This window comes from Bradyrhizobium elkanii USDA 76, from assembly GCF_023278185.1.
Classification (GTDB): Bacteria; Pseudomonadota; Alphaproteobacteria; order Rhizobiales; family Xanthobacteraceae; genus Bradyrhizobium; species Bradyrhizobium elkanii.
Genome location: NZ_CP066356.1, coordinates 5,369,129 through 5,385,250, shown reverse-complemented (window position 1 = coordinate 5,385,250; position 16,122 = coordinate 5,369,129). Strand labels below are relative to the sequence as shown.

At 65.2% G+C, this 16,122-nt stretch carries 16 protein-coding genes; 6 read left to right on the top strand and 10 right to left on the bottom strand.

The window, feature by feature from the left end; all coding sequences use genetic code 11:
• Positions 1 to 38: 38 nt before the first annotated feature.
• Positions 39 to 1,421, top strand: coding sequence for a ribosome biogenesis GTPase Der (gene der, locus JEY66_RS26255; RefSeq protein ID WP_018271263.1), 1,383 nt, complete (start codon positions 39 to 41; stop codon positions 1,419 to 1,421).
• 40 nt (positions 1,422 to 1,461) lie between these two features.
• Positions 1,462 to 2,715 carry a TCR/Tet family MFS transporter gene (locus JEY66_RS26250; protein WP_018271264.1) on the top strand — a complete coding sequence of 418 codons (1,254 nt, stop codon included), beginning with the start codon at positions 1,462 to 1,464 and terminating at the stop codon, positions 2,713 to 2,715.
• A 43-nt stretch (positions 2,716 to 2,758) separates the two neighbouring features.
• Here JEY66_RS26250 and JEY66_RS26245 read toward each other — a convergent pair whose 3' ends face one another.
• Entirely contained in the window at positions 2,759 to 3,151 is a 393-nt protein-coding gene (locus JEY66_RS26245) for a YybH family protein (protein WP_018271265.1), read from the bottom strand.
• Between the two features lie 198 nt (positions 3,152 to 3,349).
• On the opposite strand from JEY66_RS26245, the gene JEY66_RS26240 reads away from it, so the two are divergent.
• From JEY66_RS26240 to JEY66_RS26225, 4 genes are all read left to right on the top strand, one after another.
• Entirely contained in the window at positions 3,350 to 3,625 is a 276-nt protein-coding gene (locus JEY66_RS26240) for a hypothetical protein (protein WP_129964981.1), read from the top strand.
• A 148-nt stretch (positions 3,626 to 3,773) separates the two neighbouring features.
• Positions 3,774 to 4,448, top strand: a complete 675-nt coding sequence (locus tag JEY66_RS26235) for a TetR/AcrR family transcriptional regulator (RefSeq protein ID WP_018271267.1) — start codon at positions 3,774 to 3,776, stop codon at positions 4,446 to 4,448.
• A gap of 392 nt (positions 4,449 to 4,840) precedes the next feature.
• Entirely contained in the window at positions 4,841 to 5,503 is a 663-nt protein-coding gene (locus JEY66_RS26230) for a DUF3313 domain-containing protein (RefSeq protein ID WP_018271268.1), read from the top strand.
• A 160-nt stretch (positions 5,504 to 5,663) separates the two neighbouring features.
• On the top strand, positions 5,664 to 6,122 hold the full coding sequence (locus JEY66_RS26225) for a DUF2147 domain-containing protein (RefSeq protein ID WP_259171328.1): 459 nt from the start codon (positions 5,664 to 5,666) through the stop codon (positions 6,120 to 6,122).
• Positions 6,123 to 6,170: 48 nt separating this feature from the next.
• Here JEY66_RS26225 and JEY66_RS26220 read toward each other — a convergent pair whose 3' ends face one another.
• From JEY66_RS26220 to JEY66_RS26180, 9 genes are all read right to left on the bottom strand, one after another.
• The gene (locus tag JEY66_RS26220) at positions 6,171 to 7,397 is read right to left on the bottom strand and encodes an ABC transporter substrate-binding protein (protein WP_016839895.1); all 1,227 of its coding nucleotides are present in this window, start codon (positions 7,395 to 7,397) and stop codon (positions 6,171 to 6,173) included.
• A 149-nt stretch (positions 7,398 to 7,546) separates the two neighbouring features.
• A complete protein-coding gene (locus JEY66_RS26215; RefSeq protein WP_018271271.1) occupies positions 7,547 to 8,686 on the bottom strand; it encodes an NHL repeat-containing protein in 1,140 nt (379 codons plus the stop codon).
• Positions 8,687 to 8,928: 242 nt separating this feature from the next.
• Positions 8,929 to 9,669, bottom strand: a complete 741-nt coding sequence (locus JEY66_RS26210; protein WP_018271272.1) for an SDR family NAD(P)-dependent oxidoreductase — start codon at positions 9,667 to 9,669, stop codon at positions 8,929 to 8,931.
• A gap of 156 nt (positions 9,670 to 9,825) precedes the next feature.
• Positions 9,826 to 11,352, bottom strand: coding sequence for an amidophosphoribosyltransferase (gene purF / locus JEY66_RS26205; protein WP_026192676.1), 1,527 nt, complete (start codon positions 11,350 to 11,352; stop codon positions 9,826 to 9,828).
• Between the two features lie 34 nt (positions 11,353 to 11,386).
• Positions 11,387 to 12,022 carry a CvpA family protein gene (locus JEY66_RS26200; protein ID WP_026192677.1) on the bottom strand — a complete coding sequence of 212 codons (636 nt, stop codon included), beginning with the start codon at positions 12,020 to 12,022 and terminating at the stop codon, positions 11,387 to 11,389.
• A 204-nt stretch (positions 12,023 to 12,226) separates the two neighbouring features.
• Positions 12,227 to 13,717: a DNA repair protein RadA gene (gene radA / locus JEY66_RS26195; RefSeq protein ID WP_018271275.1), complete on the bottom strand. Its 1,491-nt coding sequence runs from the start codon at positions 13,715 to 13,717 to the stop codon at positions 12,227 to 12,229.
• Positions 13,718 to 13,813: 96 nt separating this feature from the next.
• Complete coding sequence (locus JEY66_RS26190; RefSeq protein ID WP_018271276.1) at positions 13,814 to 14,428, bottom strand: hypothetical protein; 615 nt, start codon at positions 14,426 to 14,428, stop codon at positions 13,814 to 13,816.
• Positions 14,429 to 14,601: 173 nt separating this feature from the next.
• Positions 14,602 to 14,889: a hypothetical protein gene (locus tag JEY66_RS26185; RefSeq protein ID WP_018271277.1), complete on the bottom strand. Its 288-nt coding sequence runs from the start codon at positions 14,887 to 14,889 to the stop codon at positions 14,602 to 14,604.
• 453 nt (positions 14,890 to 15,342) lie between these two features.
• Positions 15,343 to 16,068 carry a sulfite exporter TauE/SafE family protein gene (locus JEY66_RS26180; RefSeq protein WP_018271278.1) on the bottom strand — a complete coding sequence of 242 codons (726 nt, stop codon included), beginning with the start codon at positions 16,066 to 16,068 and terminating at the stop codon, positions 15,343 to 15,345.
• Positions 16,069 to 16,122: the final 54 nt, after the last annotated feature.

Below are 16,122 nucleotides of genomic sequence, written 5' to 3'. Positions count from 1 at the left end.
TCATTGACGCGCGCCGCGACGCGGCGCCTGGATGATCCATGTCTTTTACCATCGCCATTATCGGCCGGCCCAATGTCGGAAAGTCGACGCTGTTCAACCGGCTGGTCGGCCAGAAGCTCGCGCTGGTCGACGACGAGCCCGGCGTGACGCGTGACCGCCGCGAGGGCCAGGCCAGGCTCTACGACCTCGACTTCACCATCATCGACACCGCGGGCCTGGACGAAGGCGCCAAGGGTTCGCTGACGGCGCGGATGCAGGAGCAGACCGAAACCGCGATCGAGCTCGCCGACGCCCTGATGTTCGTGATCGACGCCCGCGTCGGCCTGACGCCGACCGACCGTGCCTTCGCCGACTTCGCGCGAAAGGCCAACAAGCCGGTGGTGCTGGTCGCCAACAAGGCCGAGGGCAAGCATGGCGAGATCGGCGCGATGGAATCCTACGCGCTCGGGCTCGGCGATCCCGTCCAGATCTCGGCCGAGCATGGCGAGGGCATGGGTGACCTCCACGAGGCGCTGAGCGCGCTGGTGCCGGAGACACCGGAGGAAGACGACGAGCTCGAGGATGACGAGGACATCTCGGAGGAGGAGGCCGCGCAGCGCCCGATCCGCGTCGCCATCGTCGGCCGGCCGAATGCCGGCAAGTCGACGCTGATCAACCATCTGCTCGGCGAGGAGCGGCTGCTGACCAGTCCCGAGGCCGGCACCACGCGCGATTCCATCGCGGTCGAGATCACCTGGCAAGGCCGCCAGTTCCGGGTGTTCGACACCGCCGGCCTGCGCCGCCGCTCGCGGATCGAGGAGAAGCTGGAGAAGCTCTCGGTCGCCGACGCGTTGCGCGCGGTGCGCTTTGCCGAAGTCGTCGTGATGATGATGGACGCGCAGAACAAATTCGAGGAGCAGGACCTGCGCATCGCCGACCTGATCGAGCGCGAAGGCCGCGCCATCGTGCTCGCGGTCAACAAGTGGGACCTCGTCGAGCGCAAGCCCAACCAGATCTCTCAGCTGCGCACCGATGCCGATCACTGGCTGCCGCAGGTCAAGGGCGCGCCGATCGTCGCCGTCTCCGGCCTGATGGGCGAGGGCATCGACCGCCTGATGACGGCGATCCAGGAGGCCTATGCGGTCTGGAACCGGCGCTTGCCGACCTCGGCGCTCAATCGCTGGTTCGAGCAGGCGATCCAGGCCAACCCGCCGCCGGCGGTCTCGGGCCGCAGGCTGAAGCTGAACTACATCACGCAAGTGAAGGCGCGCCCGCCGAGCTTCGTGCTGTTCTGCTCGCGCGCCGACGCGATCCCGCGATCCTATCTGCGCTACCTCATCAACTCGCTGCGCGAGACCTTCGATCTGCCGGGCACGCCGATCCGGATCACGCTGCGCGAGAAGGCCAATCCGTTCGCCCACAAGCGCAAACGGCCGTCGTGAGCGGGCATAGCGTTTTCGAGCGAAGTGGGTACCGGTTCGCGTGAAGAAAACGCGTCAAAACGAGAATGATGCGACGGCGACGTCGCAACCGCGCAGCGGCGCGGCGGTCTTCATCTTCATCACCCTGCTGCTTGACATGCTCGCGCTCGGGATCATCGTCCCGATCCTGCCCAAGTTGATCGAGGGCTTCGTCGACAACGACACCGCCAACGCGGCGCGCATCTTCGGCGTGTTCGGCTCGATCTGGGCCTTGATGCAGTTCGTCTGCTCGCCGATCCTGGGTGCGCTGTCCGATCACTTCGGCCGCCGGCCGGTGGTGCTGCTGTCGAATTTCGGTCTCGCCGCCGACTATGTGCTGATGGCGCTGGCGCCGAACCTGATCTGGCTGTTCATCGGGCGGGCGATCTCGGGCATCACCTCGTCGAGCATCTCGACCGTGTTCGCCTATATCGCCGACGTCACCGCGCCGGAGCAGCGCGCCGCGATGTTCGGCAAGATCGGCGTCGCCTTCGGCGCCGGCTTCATCCTCGGACCGGCGCTGGGCGGCCTGCTCGGCGAGATCGATCCGCGGCTGCCGTTCTGGGCGGCGGCGGGATTGAGCTTCGTCAACGGGCTCTATGGCCTGTTCATCCTGCCGGAATCGCTGCCCGTGGAGCGGCGCGCGCCGTTCAAATGGAAGAGCGCCAATCCGATCGGCGCGCTGCATTTCCTGCGCTCGAACCGGACGCTCGCCGGCCTGTCGCTGGCGACGTTCTTCGGCCAGCTCGCGCATGTCGTGCTGCCCTCGGTGTTCGTGCTCTACGCCACCTATCGCTATGGCTGGGACACCGGCACCGTCGGCGCGACGCTGGCGCTGGTCGGCGTCTGCGGCATGATCGTGCAGGGCGCGGCAATCGGCCCGATCGTGCTGCGCCTCGGCGAGCGCAACGCGCTGTTCCTCGGCCTCGTCTGCGGCGCCCTGGGCTTCGTGATCTTCGGCGCCGCGCCATCAGGCCAGCTGTTCTGGATCGGCATTCCCGTGATGGCGCTGTGGGGCCTCTCGGGCGCTGCGACGCAGGCGCTGACGACGCAGCTCGTCGCCGCCGACCAGCAGGGCCAGTTGCAGGGCGCGACATCGAGCGTGCAGAGCATGTCGGAATTGATCGGCCCGTTCCTGTTCACGCTGACCTTCGCCTATTTCATCGGCGACAACGTGCCGGCGAAGATGCCCGGCGCGCCGTTCTATCTGGCCGGCGCGCTGCTGCTGCTCGCGCTCGCCATCGCCTGGCGCGCGACGGCGGCGAAGAAGGCCTAGGGCGGGCAAAGCCGCTCGCCGAACGGATCCACCACGAGACGCTCTATTCCGTCGCCGGCACCGAATGGTGTTCGTGCGTGACGCGCCACTCGCCGGCGACCTTGCGCAATCCGATCGTCAGCCTGAACTGGAACGTGGCATCAGGTGGCCCGCACCGCATCACCGCGACCGCGAAGGCGACATCATCGCCGGCCGTGATCGCGATCTCCTCGATATCGAAGGCGTAGGAGGGGCGGTGATACCTGAAGAACAGGTCCCACGTCTTGCTGTACGCGTCCAATCCGCGCGACTGCAATGGCGGAGGAACGTCGAACATCACGATGTCCGGATCGTGATGGGCGAAGATGCCTGGATAGTCGCGTCTGCGGACGGCGTCCGTCCAGGTATCGATGAGCGCCCTGATTTCGGTTTCCGCCGTGTGTTTCTGCTCTGTCATCGCTCGCGTGCTCCGCATGCTGGCTGATGCTTCGAGGACGAATGTGCGCGCGCCGATCCGACACGATGATGCGTCCGGCCGCACCTGCCGGATTGCGTCATCTCGTCTGTTTACAAACCATCCGGTTGGTTTGTATAGGAGTGATACCGGATGAAGAGGCGCGCCTCGCTCCGGGGGCGCGCTGCCAGGAGCAGCACGGTGACCGACGAGACCGTTGATATCTGCGATGAATTGAGCCGCTTCAGCGACGCGCAGGCGGCGCTGCTGACGTCGCGCGGCCTTGTCTATCTGACCGACCTGAAACTCGATGGCGGCAGGCACGGGACGATCGTCGCCGCCAGCTATGCCGACGCGCAGTCCGTCGCCCGCGCGCGGTCGAGGGGAAAGGGTCGTCGGCCGAATGGCCCACGGTTTCCTTCAGGGCCTGCTGCAGAAGGTTCGCTTGTGCGCGTGAGCGATCGGATAGCTCGATGACCGGTGCCTGAAATTGATGCGTCTTTCGAGGCGGGCACCGCCATTTCGCGGATGCCGTTCGCGCTGCCTTGCAGATCGATGCGGCGCTTGAGATTGACCGAAGCCGCTGAGATACTGTGATCTCAAACGACTCCTTCCTGAGTACACCATGGATAATCCTTCCCGCTCGGAACGCTCCCGCAACGCCGCACTCGACGCCGCGATCACCATCGTGACGCGCGATGGTCCAGGGCGCCTGACGCTGGACGCGATTGCGCGCGAGAGCGGTCTCAGCAAGGGCGGCGTGATGCACCAGTTCCGCACCAAGGAAGCGGTGCTGCGCGCCTTGCTCGAGCAGCAGATGGCGCATTTCGAGGAATTCTCGAACCGCTACATCGAAAAGGTACGCGGGACCACGGACCAGCCCGAACTGTCGGCGCAGATCGCGACGCTGCGGGAGGCGATCTCAACGCCGCGGGCAGGGGCGTTCGCACTGCTGGCGGCGATGAACGAGAATCCCGAATTGATGGCGATGCCGCGCGATGTCGACATCAAGAAGGTCGCGCTGATGAAGGCCGAGGCGAGGGATCCCGATCTCGCGCTGCTGCGCTGGGCGGCGGCGCGGGGGCTGCTGCTGAGCTCGTTGTTCGGCATGTTGTCGCTGACCGAGGCGGAGCGCGACCGCCTGTTCGAACGATTGCTCGACGACAGCAAATGGACCGCGATGGAGCAGGGTGCGACCGAGGCAACAAAGCCGTCCAGGACGACGGCGGCACGCGCGGCATCGCCGCGGCCTGCCGGCGCACCGGCCACAAAGCCGGCATCCGCGCGCAAGCGCGGCTGAATTTTCGGCGCTGCCGAAAGCACAACGCCGCCCAAGCGGAATATGGATCGCTTGGCGGCGTTGGATCGGCACCGGGCCCCTGAAATCCCCCGGCGATTTCTGCCGTACCACACGAGATATCTCGGGTTTGTGACAACGCTCGGCCGCCATTCGCGAAGCGGCCTCGCCAGCTCACACGACATCTCGACCGCCGCATTTTTCCGACGCGCTTCCTGCGATTGCAACTTTACAAACCAACTGGTCGGTTTTATAGTTGGTCGCACTGAGGCAAGGTCTGGCGGCGCCGCGACGGTGAGCCAGGTCGGCAGTGACGGCCGCAGCCGTACTTTCAGCCCCGGACGCGGCTGCGGCCGAGCTGCTCTTCCGCTTCAGGGTCGGATGAGGAGATTGGAATGGAGAGCTCGATCGCCGCGCGCGGTCTGGGAGCGATGGCGCTTTGCGTCCTCGCGGGAGGATGTGCCGCCGTCACGCCGGTGGCCTATTCGGAGGTGGCATCGTCGGCCTACATGACGCCGGACACGTCCGATTCTTCGGGGCGTGTGCCGTATCGCTATGCGCCGCCAGTCGACTGGCGGAGCTACAACAAGGTGATGATCGATCCGGTCGTGATCTATCGCGGCGCGGATCATCAGTTCGGCGACATGTCCGAGGAGGACAAGCGGACGCTCGCCGCCTACATGCAGACCCGCTTCGCCGACAAGCTGCGCGGCCACTTCACGCTGGTGAACACGCGCGGGCCGAACACGTTCCGCCTGCGGCTGACGCTGACCGGCGCGGTCGCCAACACGCCGGTGCTCGGCACGCTGTCGCGTTTCGATCTGGCAGGCGCGGTCTACAACGGCGTGCAGGCCGCGCGCGACGGCGAGGGCACGATGACGGGCTCCGTCATCTATGCCGTCGAGATGTTCGACAGCTCGACCTCGCGCCTGCTCGGCGCCTATGTCAGCAAGCAATATCCCAACGCCTACGACATCAAGGCCAGCGTCGGCGATCTCGCAGCGGCCACGGCCGGCATCGACAAGGGCGCCGATGCGTTCATGGCGCAATTGAAATGAGGCGTGTCTCCCGCGTCCGAAAAACCATCCCGACACTGAAAGGTCCTTGACCATGAACTTTCTGGTTCGCATGTTTCTGCGCAGCCTTGTCGCTGCCTTGCTGATGAGCTCGACCGGCCGCGCCGAGACGATCGCCCCGGCCGATCCCAGCGGCACCTAGCTGACCGAAGACGGCCGCGCGCGCATCCGTCTCGAGCGCTGCGGCCCTGCGCATGAGCGCATCTGCGGTTTCATCGTGTGGATGAAGGATCCGCTCGATTCACACGGCCAGCCGTTCCGCGACAGCTTCAATCCCGACCCCGACAAACGGACGCGTGCGCTGCTCGGCCATCAGCTGATCCTCGGATTGAAGCTGACGCCGGAGGGCAGGTTCGACGGCGACATCTACAACGCCGAGGACGGCAAGTCCTATGCGGTCTCGCTGTGGCGCGACAAATCCGACCGGCTGAAGCTCAAGGGATGTCTGCTCACGCTGCTGTGCCAGACCCAGACCTGGACGCAGACGCTGGACGTGCAGCCGGGCCAGCTCGTCGGCCTCACCGGCGATGTCGGCGGCCCGCGCGCCGACAGGGAATGGGCATCGTTGCCGGAGCCGGCGCGGAAGTCGGCCGCGAAGTGATGCGTGCAGGGTGGGTTGCGCTTCGCCAACCCACCCTACGGACACAGCTTACTTCTTCACCAGCGGACAGTCGCTGGCCTCAAGCGGCTTCGCGGCGTCTTCCGGCGCGATGGTGGCGATCAGCTTGTAATAGTCCCAGGGGTATTTGGACTCTTCGGGCTTCTTCACCTCGAACAGATAGGCCGGGATCAGGCGCCGGCCGTCGGCGCGCAGCGGGCCCTTGCCGAACAGCGGATCGTCGGTCGGCAATTCCTTCATCTTGGCGACGACCTTGGCACCGTCATGCGGATTGCCGCCGAGCGCTTCCATCGCCTTGAGATAGTGCAGCACCATCGCGTAGTTGCCGGCCTGGGTCATCGACGGCATCGCGTTCTTGCTGGCCAAGGCGGAGAACCGCTTCGACCAGGCGCGGGTCTGGTCATTCATGTCCCAATAGAAGGATTCCGTGAACGTCAGGCCTTGCGCGGTCTTCAACCCGAGCGAATGCACGTCGTTGATGAACAGCAGCAGCGCCGCGAGCTTTTGGCCGCCGGAAACGATGCCGAATTCGGCCGCCTGCTTGATCGCGTTGGTGGTGTCGCCGCCGGCATTGGCGAGGCCGACCACCTTGGCCTTGGACGATTGTGCCTGCAGCAGGAACGACGAGAAATCGGCGGTGTTGATCGGATGCTTGACGCTTCCGAGCACCTTGCCGCCATTGCCGTTGACGACCGCGGTGGTGTCGCGCTCAAGCGCGTGGCCGAATGCATAGTCGGCCGTCAGGAAGAACCAGGTGTCGCCGCCGGCCTTCGTCAGTGCCTTGCCGGTGCCGTTGGCCAGCATGTAGGTGTCGTAGGTATATGAAATCGTGTTCGGCGTGCAGGCCTTGCCGGTGAGGTCGGCGGTCGCCGCGCCCGAGTTCAGCAGGACGATGTTCTTCTCCTTGGCGAGATTGTTGACCGCAAGCGCCACGCCGGAGTTCGGCGTGTCGGCGATCGCATCGACCTTCTCGTTGTCGACCCACTGCCGCGCGATGTTGACGCCGACGTCGGGCTTGTTCTGGTGGTCGCCGCTGAGGACGTCGATCTTCCAGCCCTTCTTGAGCAGGCCGGAATCCTCGACGGCCATCTTGATCGCGACCACCGAGTTCGGGCCGCCGATGTCGGCATAGAGGCTCGACATATCGTTCAGCACGCCGATCTTGACGGTCTTGTCCTGCGCGAACGCAGAGGTTGAAAGGCCGAGTGCGGCGCAAGCAAGAAGCGCGGCGCAGCGCCGCGCAAACGTCGTTGTCATGAAATTCCCTCCACTGTCTAAAGCCCGGGCAGCCCTCTTGCGGAGCCTTTTTGCCGGTCGCTCAAGTTCCCGCTTACCCTTTCCCGGGCGAGGCGGCAATCCGCCTAAAGCCGGGTGGGCCTGCGTCGAAGCGTCATCCGGTGAAACCCTTACTTGAGCGCATCGGAGGTCAGCTTGAATTTCTGGATCCTTTTTCCGGTGTCGACCTCGGCGGTATAGACGTTGCCCCTGGCGTCGACCGCGAGCGCGTGCACCCAGTGGAATTGCCCGGCGTTGCGGCCGTTGCGGCCGAAGCTGCCGACCACCGCGCCGTCGTCACGCCTGATGATGCGGATCTCGTTGTTCTCGCCGTCGGCGGAGAGCAGGTAGGTCTGCTTGGGATCGGGCCACAGCGCGATGTCCCACACCGCGCCGTTGCCGAGCGTGCTCTTCTCGAAGAAGAACTCCTTCACGAAGCTGCCGTCCTTCCTGAACACCTGGATGCGGTTGTTGATGCGGTCGCAGACATAGACCAGTCCGTCATTGGCGATCTTCACGCAGTGCACGGGATTGCCGAACTGCTGCGCGACCTGCGCCTTCGGATCGTAGGGCGGCTGCTTGGCGTCGTCGGGCTTGTTGCCATAGGCGCCCCAGTGCCGCTTGTAGGCGCCGGTGGTGGCATCGAACACGATGACGCGCCGGTTGCCGTAACCGTCGGCGACGTAGATCTCGTTGGCCTCCTTGTCGATCGCGGTCTCGGCGGGCTTGCCGAGCTGGGTGGTGTCGTTACTGCCCTTGCTCTGAGCGATCGAGCCGATCTGCGCGACGAACTTGCCGTCGAGGGTGAACTTGAGGATCGCATTGTCATTGTCGGCGTTGCCGCCGATCCAGACGAAGCTGCGCTCGTCGACCTCGATGCCGTGCTCGCGGCCAACCCACTCATAGCCGTCACCCGGACCGCCCCAGGACCGCAGCAGATTGCCGTCAGCGTCGAATTCGAGCACCGGCGGCGCCGAGACGCAGCATTTCGAGCGCGGCGGATTGAGGCTCGCGCCCTTTTCGTCGTCGGTCAGCGAGCGCGGCCGGTGGATCATCCAGATATGGTCCTGCCGATCCACCGTGATGCCGCCGACCTGGCCGAGGATCCAGTTGTTCGGCAGCGGCTTTGGCCAGGACGCATCGACCGCGAAGGTCGGGACATCGCCGGCCCTGGCGGGCGCGTGCAGAGCGAGAAGGGCCGATGATGCGATGCAGGCGGAGAGAAACAATCCGGACAGAATGGAGCGCGCGCGATTGAACGTCGGCGTCATTGGTTGCCTCCCGAGATTTTTCTTGGCGGTGGTCCCGCTGGGAGCGCAGTCAATCGTGAGGCGGGGAGCGAGTCAATCGCAAGGGAAACGCAAGCCGACGCGTCATAAGAGGTGTCATCGCCCGGCTTGACCGGGCGATCCAGTACGCCGCGGCGTCTCGATTCAAAAGCAATCGCCTCTGGAATACTGGATCCCCGCATTCGCGGGGATGACAATCGAAGGCGCGGCCCGCCTGTAACTCCTCACGCCGGCGGCTGGAAGGTCCGCAGCGTGCGCGCCTTGTAGTCGTAGAGCTTGCCGGTCTCGGTCCAATCAGGCGAACACATCGGCACGATGAATTCGGCGGCCATGTCGGGCGTATCCAGCGTCATCGGGTCTTCGCCGGGAAACACCTGCGCGCGCATCCGGGTGCGGATCGGGCCGGGGCTGAACAGGTTGACGCGCAGCCCCGTGTTGGCGGTCTCGTTGGCCCAGGAGCGCACCAGTGCCTCCAGCGCGGCCTTCGAGGCCGCATAGGGGCCGAGATAGGCGTTGGCCTTGTGGGCCACGCCCGACGTCACGAACACCGCGCGGCCGGCGTCGGACTGGCGCAGCAGCGGGTCCATGCAGCGGATCAGCTGGAAATTGGCGTTGACGTTGATCGCGAATACGTCGTTCCACGGCTTCAGCTCGATATGGCCGAGCGGCGAGGAGGGACCGGCGGTGCCGGCATTGCCGACCAGGATATCGAGCTTGCCGTGGCGCTCATGCAGCGCGAGGCCGAGCCGCGCAATGCCGTCGTAATCGGTGAGGGAGAGCGGCACCAGGGTGGCGCTGCCGCCGGCCTTGCGGATCTCGTCGTCGAGCTCTTCCAGCCCGCCCTGCGTGCGTGCCACCGCCACGACATGCGCGCCGGCCTTGGCGAGAGCGACCGCGGTCGCATAGCCGATGCCGCGTGAGGCGCCGGTCACGAGGGCGATACGGGAGGCGAGGGGTTTTGTCATGGAAGGGACTCTAACAAATCGTCGTCCCTGCGAAAGCAGGGACCCATACGCCGTGACGGCGATATGGAAGAAGGTGTTCGTGTCTAATACTGCCCCAGCCATATAGGCCGGTGGTTATGGGTCCTGGCCTTCGCCAGGACGACACCGCCAATGTGGCTAACTGGCCTCCGCCAGCAGCGAGAGCTGGCGCGGCGGGACCTCGGTTTCGCTCTGGTCGGTCAGGTGGGTCGGATAGGCGCCGGTGAAGCAATGGTCGGCGAATCTCGGATTTGCCGGGTCGCGCCCCTCATAGCCCATCGCGCGGTACATGCCGTCGATCGACAGGAAGGCGAGCGAGTCGGCGCCGATGATGTCGCGCATCTCCTCGAGCGAATGGGTGGCGGCGAGCAGGCCGCCGCGATCCGGCAGGTCGATGCCGTAATAGTCGGGATAGAGGATCGGCGGCGAGGCGAGGCGGAAATGCACCTCGCGGGCGCCGGCATCGCGCATCATGCGCACGATCTTCTTCGAGGTGGTGCCGCGCACCAGGCTGTCGTCGATCAGGATGATGCGCTTGCCCTCGATCGCGGCGCGGTTGGCCGAATGCTTCATGCGCACGCCGAGCTCGCGCACGCTCTGGGTCGGTTGGATGAAGGTGCGGCCGACATAGTGGTTGCGGATGATGCCGAGCTCGAACGGCACGCCGGAATACTGGCTGTAGCCGACCGCGGCGGGCACGCCGGAATCCGGCACCGGCACCACGACGTCGATCTCGGGATGGCTCTCGCGCGCGAGCTGCGCACCGAATGCCTTGCGCACGTCGTAGACCGAGCGGCCGCCGACGATCGAGTCCGGCCGGGCGAAATAGATGTATTCGAAGATGCAGGGCCGGGCCGGCTTCGGCGGAAACGGCTTGTGGCTGTGCGCGCCGGCCTCGTCGAACACGATGATCTCGCCGGGCTCGATGTCGCGGACGTATTTCGCGCCGATCATGTCGAGCGCGCAGGTCTCCGAGGTCAGGATCGGACAGCCGTCGAGATCGCCGAGCACCAGCGGGCGGATGCCGAGCGGGTCGCGCGCGCCGACCAGCTTCTTGTTGGTCAGCGCGACCAGCGCATAGGCGCCCTCGATGGTGCGCAGCGCCTCGATGAAGCGGTCGATGAAGCGGGTGCGCTTGGACTGCGCCACGAGATGCAGGATCACCTCGGTGTCGGTGGTCGACTGCATCATGGCGCCGCCCTTGACCAGCTCGCGGCGCAGGGTCAGGCCATTGGTGAGGTTGCCGTTGTGGCCGACCGCAAACCCGCCGGCGCTGAGCTCGGCAAACAGCGGCTGCACGTTGCGCAGGATGGTGCCGCCGGTGGTGGAGTAGCGGACATGGCCGACCGCGGCGTTGCCGGGCAGGCGCTCGATCACCTCGCGGCGGGAGAAGGCGTCGCCGACCAGGCCGAGGCGGCGTTCACTGTGGAAGCGGCTGCCGTCGAAGGAGACGATGCCGGCAGCTTCCTGGCCGCGGTGTTGCAGGGCGTGCAGGCCAAGTGCGGTGATCGCGGCGGCCTCGGGATGGCCGAAGATGCCGAACACGCCGCATTCCTCGCGGAGCGTGTCGCCATCGAGATCGGGGTGATATCTGAGAGGGTCCTGCAGTTCGATCGGGCCGAGGTCGAGATCCATTTGGTCGGTATGATCCGAAGGAGTCTGCATCTCGTTCATCGCCTCTCGTAAGGGCCCAAATAGTTTATCGGCCCGCGGGTTTCTCGATCAGCTTCTTCAAGCTGTCACGCGCAGGTTTGCTATAGCCATCACCCGACGCCGGCGTCGCCTGATCATTGGTATCGGCCGCAGAATCGTCGTCTGGCTTATTCTTCTTGAACTTCTTTAAGATGGTGTTCTCGGGGTCGTCAGGCAAGAGCGACATCAGCCAATCCCCGGTTCCCTGCAGCACCACTCGGGACTTCGCCCCAGTCACCCAATCAGGCCGCTGCTTGTCCGGAACCAGCCAGGTGAAGAACATGAACGCCACGACCACGATCAGGAGGCCGCGGGCGAGCCCGAACAGGAAGCCGAGGGTGCGGTCGAGCGCGCCGATCCGGGAATCCAGGATCATGTCCGAGATCCGCACCGTGACGATCGAGACCACGATCAGCGTGCCGATGAAGACGCCGGCCACCACGACCACGGCGGCGACCGTGTCGTTGTTGAAATAGGTCTTGGCGGTCGGCAAAAGCTTCGAGAACGCATACAGCGTGACCAGGGCGGCGGCGCCCCACGCCGCGATCGACAGGATCTCGCGCATGAAGCCGCGCACCATCGCGAGCAGGCCCGAAATCAGCATCACGCCGAGCAGGACGAGATCAAGTATCGTTATGGGCATCGGCTGGTCAGGTCCGCTGGTACGTTTCGGTACGCTGTTAAGGGCTTACGTTGTTAAGGGCTTACGCTGCTAAGGGCTCTCGCGAATCGGCAAAGTCGGTGCCGTCCTAACTGAGGCGCATTGGGGGCATCCGGCAAGGCCAGAGCGCCGCCTGTCCCGCGCGGCGGATGTATAGCGGCGGGGGGCTGATACGTCACGCCCGCTTTAGCTGGTCTCGCGACGGAATCGGGCCGGTGTGGCATTTTTCTCAGCCGCATCAGGGCCTCCGGAGCCGCCCGGGTCGCGCCGGTCGCCTCGCGGTGTTCCCCGGTCGCCTCTTGGCGTACCGCGTGCCGCAATTTCGGCGACCAGCGTGGTGAGATTGCCGACGCTGTTGAGGGTGAGCCCTGAATCGCCGCCGCTCTCGCCGCGGGCCGATTCGGGCAGGATGGCGCGGGCGAAGCCGAGCTTGAGGGCCTCCTTGAGCCGCGCCGGGGTCTGCGCCACCGGGCGGATCGCGCCCGACAGCGAAATCTCGCCGAAATAGACCGCATCCGTCGGCAGCGGCGCATTCACCAGCGAGGAGACCAGCGCCGCAGCCGCGGCAAGATCCGCGGCCGGCTCCTGGATGCGCAGGCCGCCGGCGACATTGAGATAGACGTCATGTCCGGACAATTTGACGCCGCAATGCGCTTCCAGCACCGCGAGCACCATCGACAGCCGGCTCGGATCCCAGCCGACCACGGCGCGGCGCGGCGTGCCCAGCGAGGTCGGTGCCACCAGCGCCTGCAATTCGACCAGCACCGGACGGGTGCCCTCGATGCCGGCAAACACCGCCGTGCCGGGACTGCCGAGCTCGCGCTCGGAGAGGAACAATTCGGAGGGGTTGGTGACCTCGCGCAGGCCGAGGCCGGTCATCTCGAACACGCCGATCTCGTCGGTCGCACCAAAACGGTTCTTCACCGAGCGCAGGATGCGGAACTGCTGCGAGCCTTCGCCCTCGAACGACAGCACCGCATCGACCATGTGCTCGACCACGCGGGGACCGGCGATCTGGCCGTCCTTTGTCACATGGCCGACCAGGATGATCGCGGCGCCGGTTTTCTTGGCAAAGCGAATGAGGGCCTGCGCCGAGGCGCGGACCTGGGTCACCGTGCCGGGCGCGGATTCCACCGTGTCGGTCCACATGGTCTGGATCGAGTCGATCACGATCAGCCGCGGCACCGCGCCTTCCGACAGCGTCGCGACGATGTCCTCGACCGACGTTTCCGAAGCCAGCTGCACCGGTGCGTCCGCGAGCCCGAGCCGTTCGGCGCGCAGCCGCACCTGGGCGACCGCCTCTTCGCCGGAGATATAGACGGCGCGGTGGCCGGCACGCGCCATCATGCTGGTCGCCTGGGTCAGCAGCGTGGATTTTCCGATGCCGGGATCGCCGCCGACCAAAAGCACCGAGCCGCGGACGAAGCCGCCGCCGGTGACGCGGTCGAGTTCGGCCATGCCGGAGGACAGCCGCGGCGCGTCCTGGGTCTTGCCGGACAGCGATTCCAGCGCAAACGTCCGGCCCTTGCGCTTGCTGCGGATCGAGACCGGCACCGAGCCTGTGGTGTCTTCCTCGGCCAGCGTGTTCCACTCGCCGCAGGAGTCGCACTTGCCCTGCCAGCGATTATACGCCGCGCCGCAGTTCTGGCAGACGAAGGAGAGGGTGGATTTGGCCATGGAGCAGGTGAGTCGCGCTATCGCGCACGATGCATAACACGGTTCGGCCGCCGCGCACGATCCATCGAAGACGGTGCGCCCGATGGCGGGGCCGGCTCAGCGCGAGAACACCCGTGTTCCGCCCGGCCAGCGCGGCTTGTCTCCGACCGGGCTTGCGCCGATTTCCCAGCCGACGCCGCCCCACAGCACGTCGACGGCACCAAGCTCTCCGGCACTGTCGCGGACGTAAAACACGTTCGGCTTGGCGTTGACTTCCAGCGGGCCGTTGCTGCCGCTGGGCTGTCGCCTCAACGCGCACCAGACGTCGGCCAGCCTGCTCTCGTGACTCTGACCCAGTTTGGCGAGGATCTCCTTGTCGCTCGAGGCTGCGCTCAGGATGAAGGTCTGCAACGTTGCGCCGCCGCTATCGTCCTCGATCTTGTTGGTGAAGCGCTGCGCGAAGGTCGCGCCTAGCCAAGAAATCCTGACCGGCGCGCTCGAGGCGATGTCCTCCTTGAAATGTTCCCGCGCGACGAATTTTTCGGCGTGGGGAATTGCCGAGGTCGACGACGGATCGGACGGTTCCTCGCTTTTCGGCTGCAGGGAACACGCAACGCGGTCAGCGGCGGCAACGGCACCCGGTTGTCCCGATCTCGTATCGTCTGCCGCGACGCTCAATCCCTGTGTCGCCAGAACAACGGTCAACCACAGGGTGAGGCTTGGCTGGCGCATGTTGTTGTTGTCCCTGAATCCGCTGTGCTCGCGGAGACAAGGTAAACCGCATCTTGCAGATGTAAATCAAAGATCAGGTTTCTGGTTAAGGATAAAAAGTAAGTTCAACTACAGCGCGAATTTGAATCAAATGCGCTTTCGCGCAAGGGAACTGCTCTCGATTGTACGAGCGGTCAAACGCGGAGGTCCTGCCTCGACAGCAGCAGCGGCGGATTCTCGCGCGGCGTCAGACTCGTCGGCAGAGCGCGGCAGCATCTCGCCTGCGCACGCAACGGATCGCTCCAGCTCCAGCGAACCCGCCACGACGGATTGTTCGCGTAGGTCGGAATTCGCCAGACCCAGATCGTCTCGTAAACGCTGTCGCCGAACTGTTCGACGTCGGGCTTTGCCGTCGGCCAGAACGCCGAGCCGGCAACAGCGAACGTTAGAATCGCCGCAGTCGTGATCATCATCTTGCGCATCGCGCGCCTGCCTTTCCCGCCTGTCGTGGGCTTTGACAACCCGCGACTCCCAATGCTTCGACTTGCGATCCCGTATTCGTCAGGCCGACATCGATGACATCAGGCGCCGGGCTCTGCGCCCGATCTGCACGCCATGTGTCGCTGAACTCGTGTCGCCCTGAACTCTCGGGACTCGCATCCGGGTCGTCGATCAACCCTGTGATGCCTGCTGGAGCAAAGTTCTTTTCCGCAAACGATCAAGTGCAAGTAATGAGATTGTCATAAACGCAGTGGCCGGACGGTGGCAATCCGGATAACAACGGAAGCCGAGGGCTCAACAAAACTCTTTCGGGGTACACGCCATCCGATGCGCAAAGCCCCGTAGAATTACGACATCATCGGCAGGATGTTGGTGTTCGTCACGGTGAAATCCGTTTGCCCAAGGCCCGGTCTCACGCAGCCGATGTCGGAATGTTACTGCGTCATTGCCGACCACAGCAACGCCGTGCCCGCCGCCAGCATGATGCCGTCCATGATCAGGCGGAACGATTCCGGCTTCATCTGCAGCACGAAGCGCTTTGCGATGAAGGCGCCGGCCATCAGCGAGGCGCCGGCGATCAGGCCCTTCAGCGCGATGTCAGGTGTCAGCGCGCCGAACCGCTCGAAGGTCACCGACTTGCTGACATAGAGCCCGAGCGAGCTTGCCGCTTCGGTGGCGAGGAACGCGCCCTTGCTGAGGCCGTAGAACAAAAACAGCGGCACGCTGAGCGGACCGGTCGAGGCCACGATGCCGGTGAGATAGCCGATCAGCGCGCCGCCGATTGCGAGATGCCAGAGATTGGCTTTCAGTCTGTGCTGCGCCAGCCAATGCCGCACCGGCACCATCGCGATCAGGAACACGCCGATCGCGATATCGACCGCGCGGGAGGGCAGCGCGAGCAGGGTGCGCGCGCCGAGCGCTGCGGCCGGAATCCCCGTGATCGAATAGGCGGCGCAGGCGCGCCAGTCGACCTCGCGCCACCAGGCGAGAATCCGCGACAGATTGGCCATCACGGCGGCGACGGCCATGATCGGCACCGCCTGCTTCGGCCCGTACTGATAGACCAGCACCGGCATCAGCATGATCGACGAGCCGGTGCCGACGATGCCGGAAATGGTGCCGGCCACCAGGCCGACGATGAGGACGAAGAGGAAGCCCACCTGCGCGCTCCGGTGAGGTGTGATCGCCCCATACCTCCGAGTTGCCCGACGGCG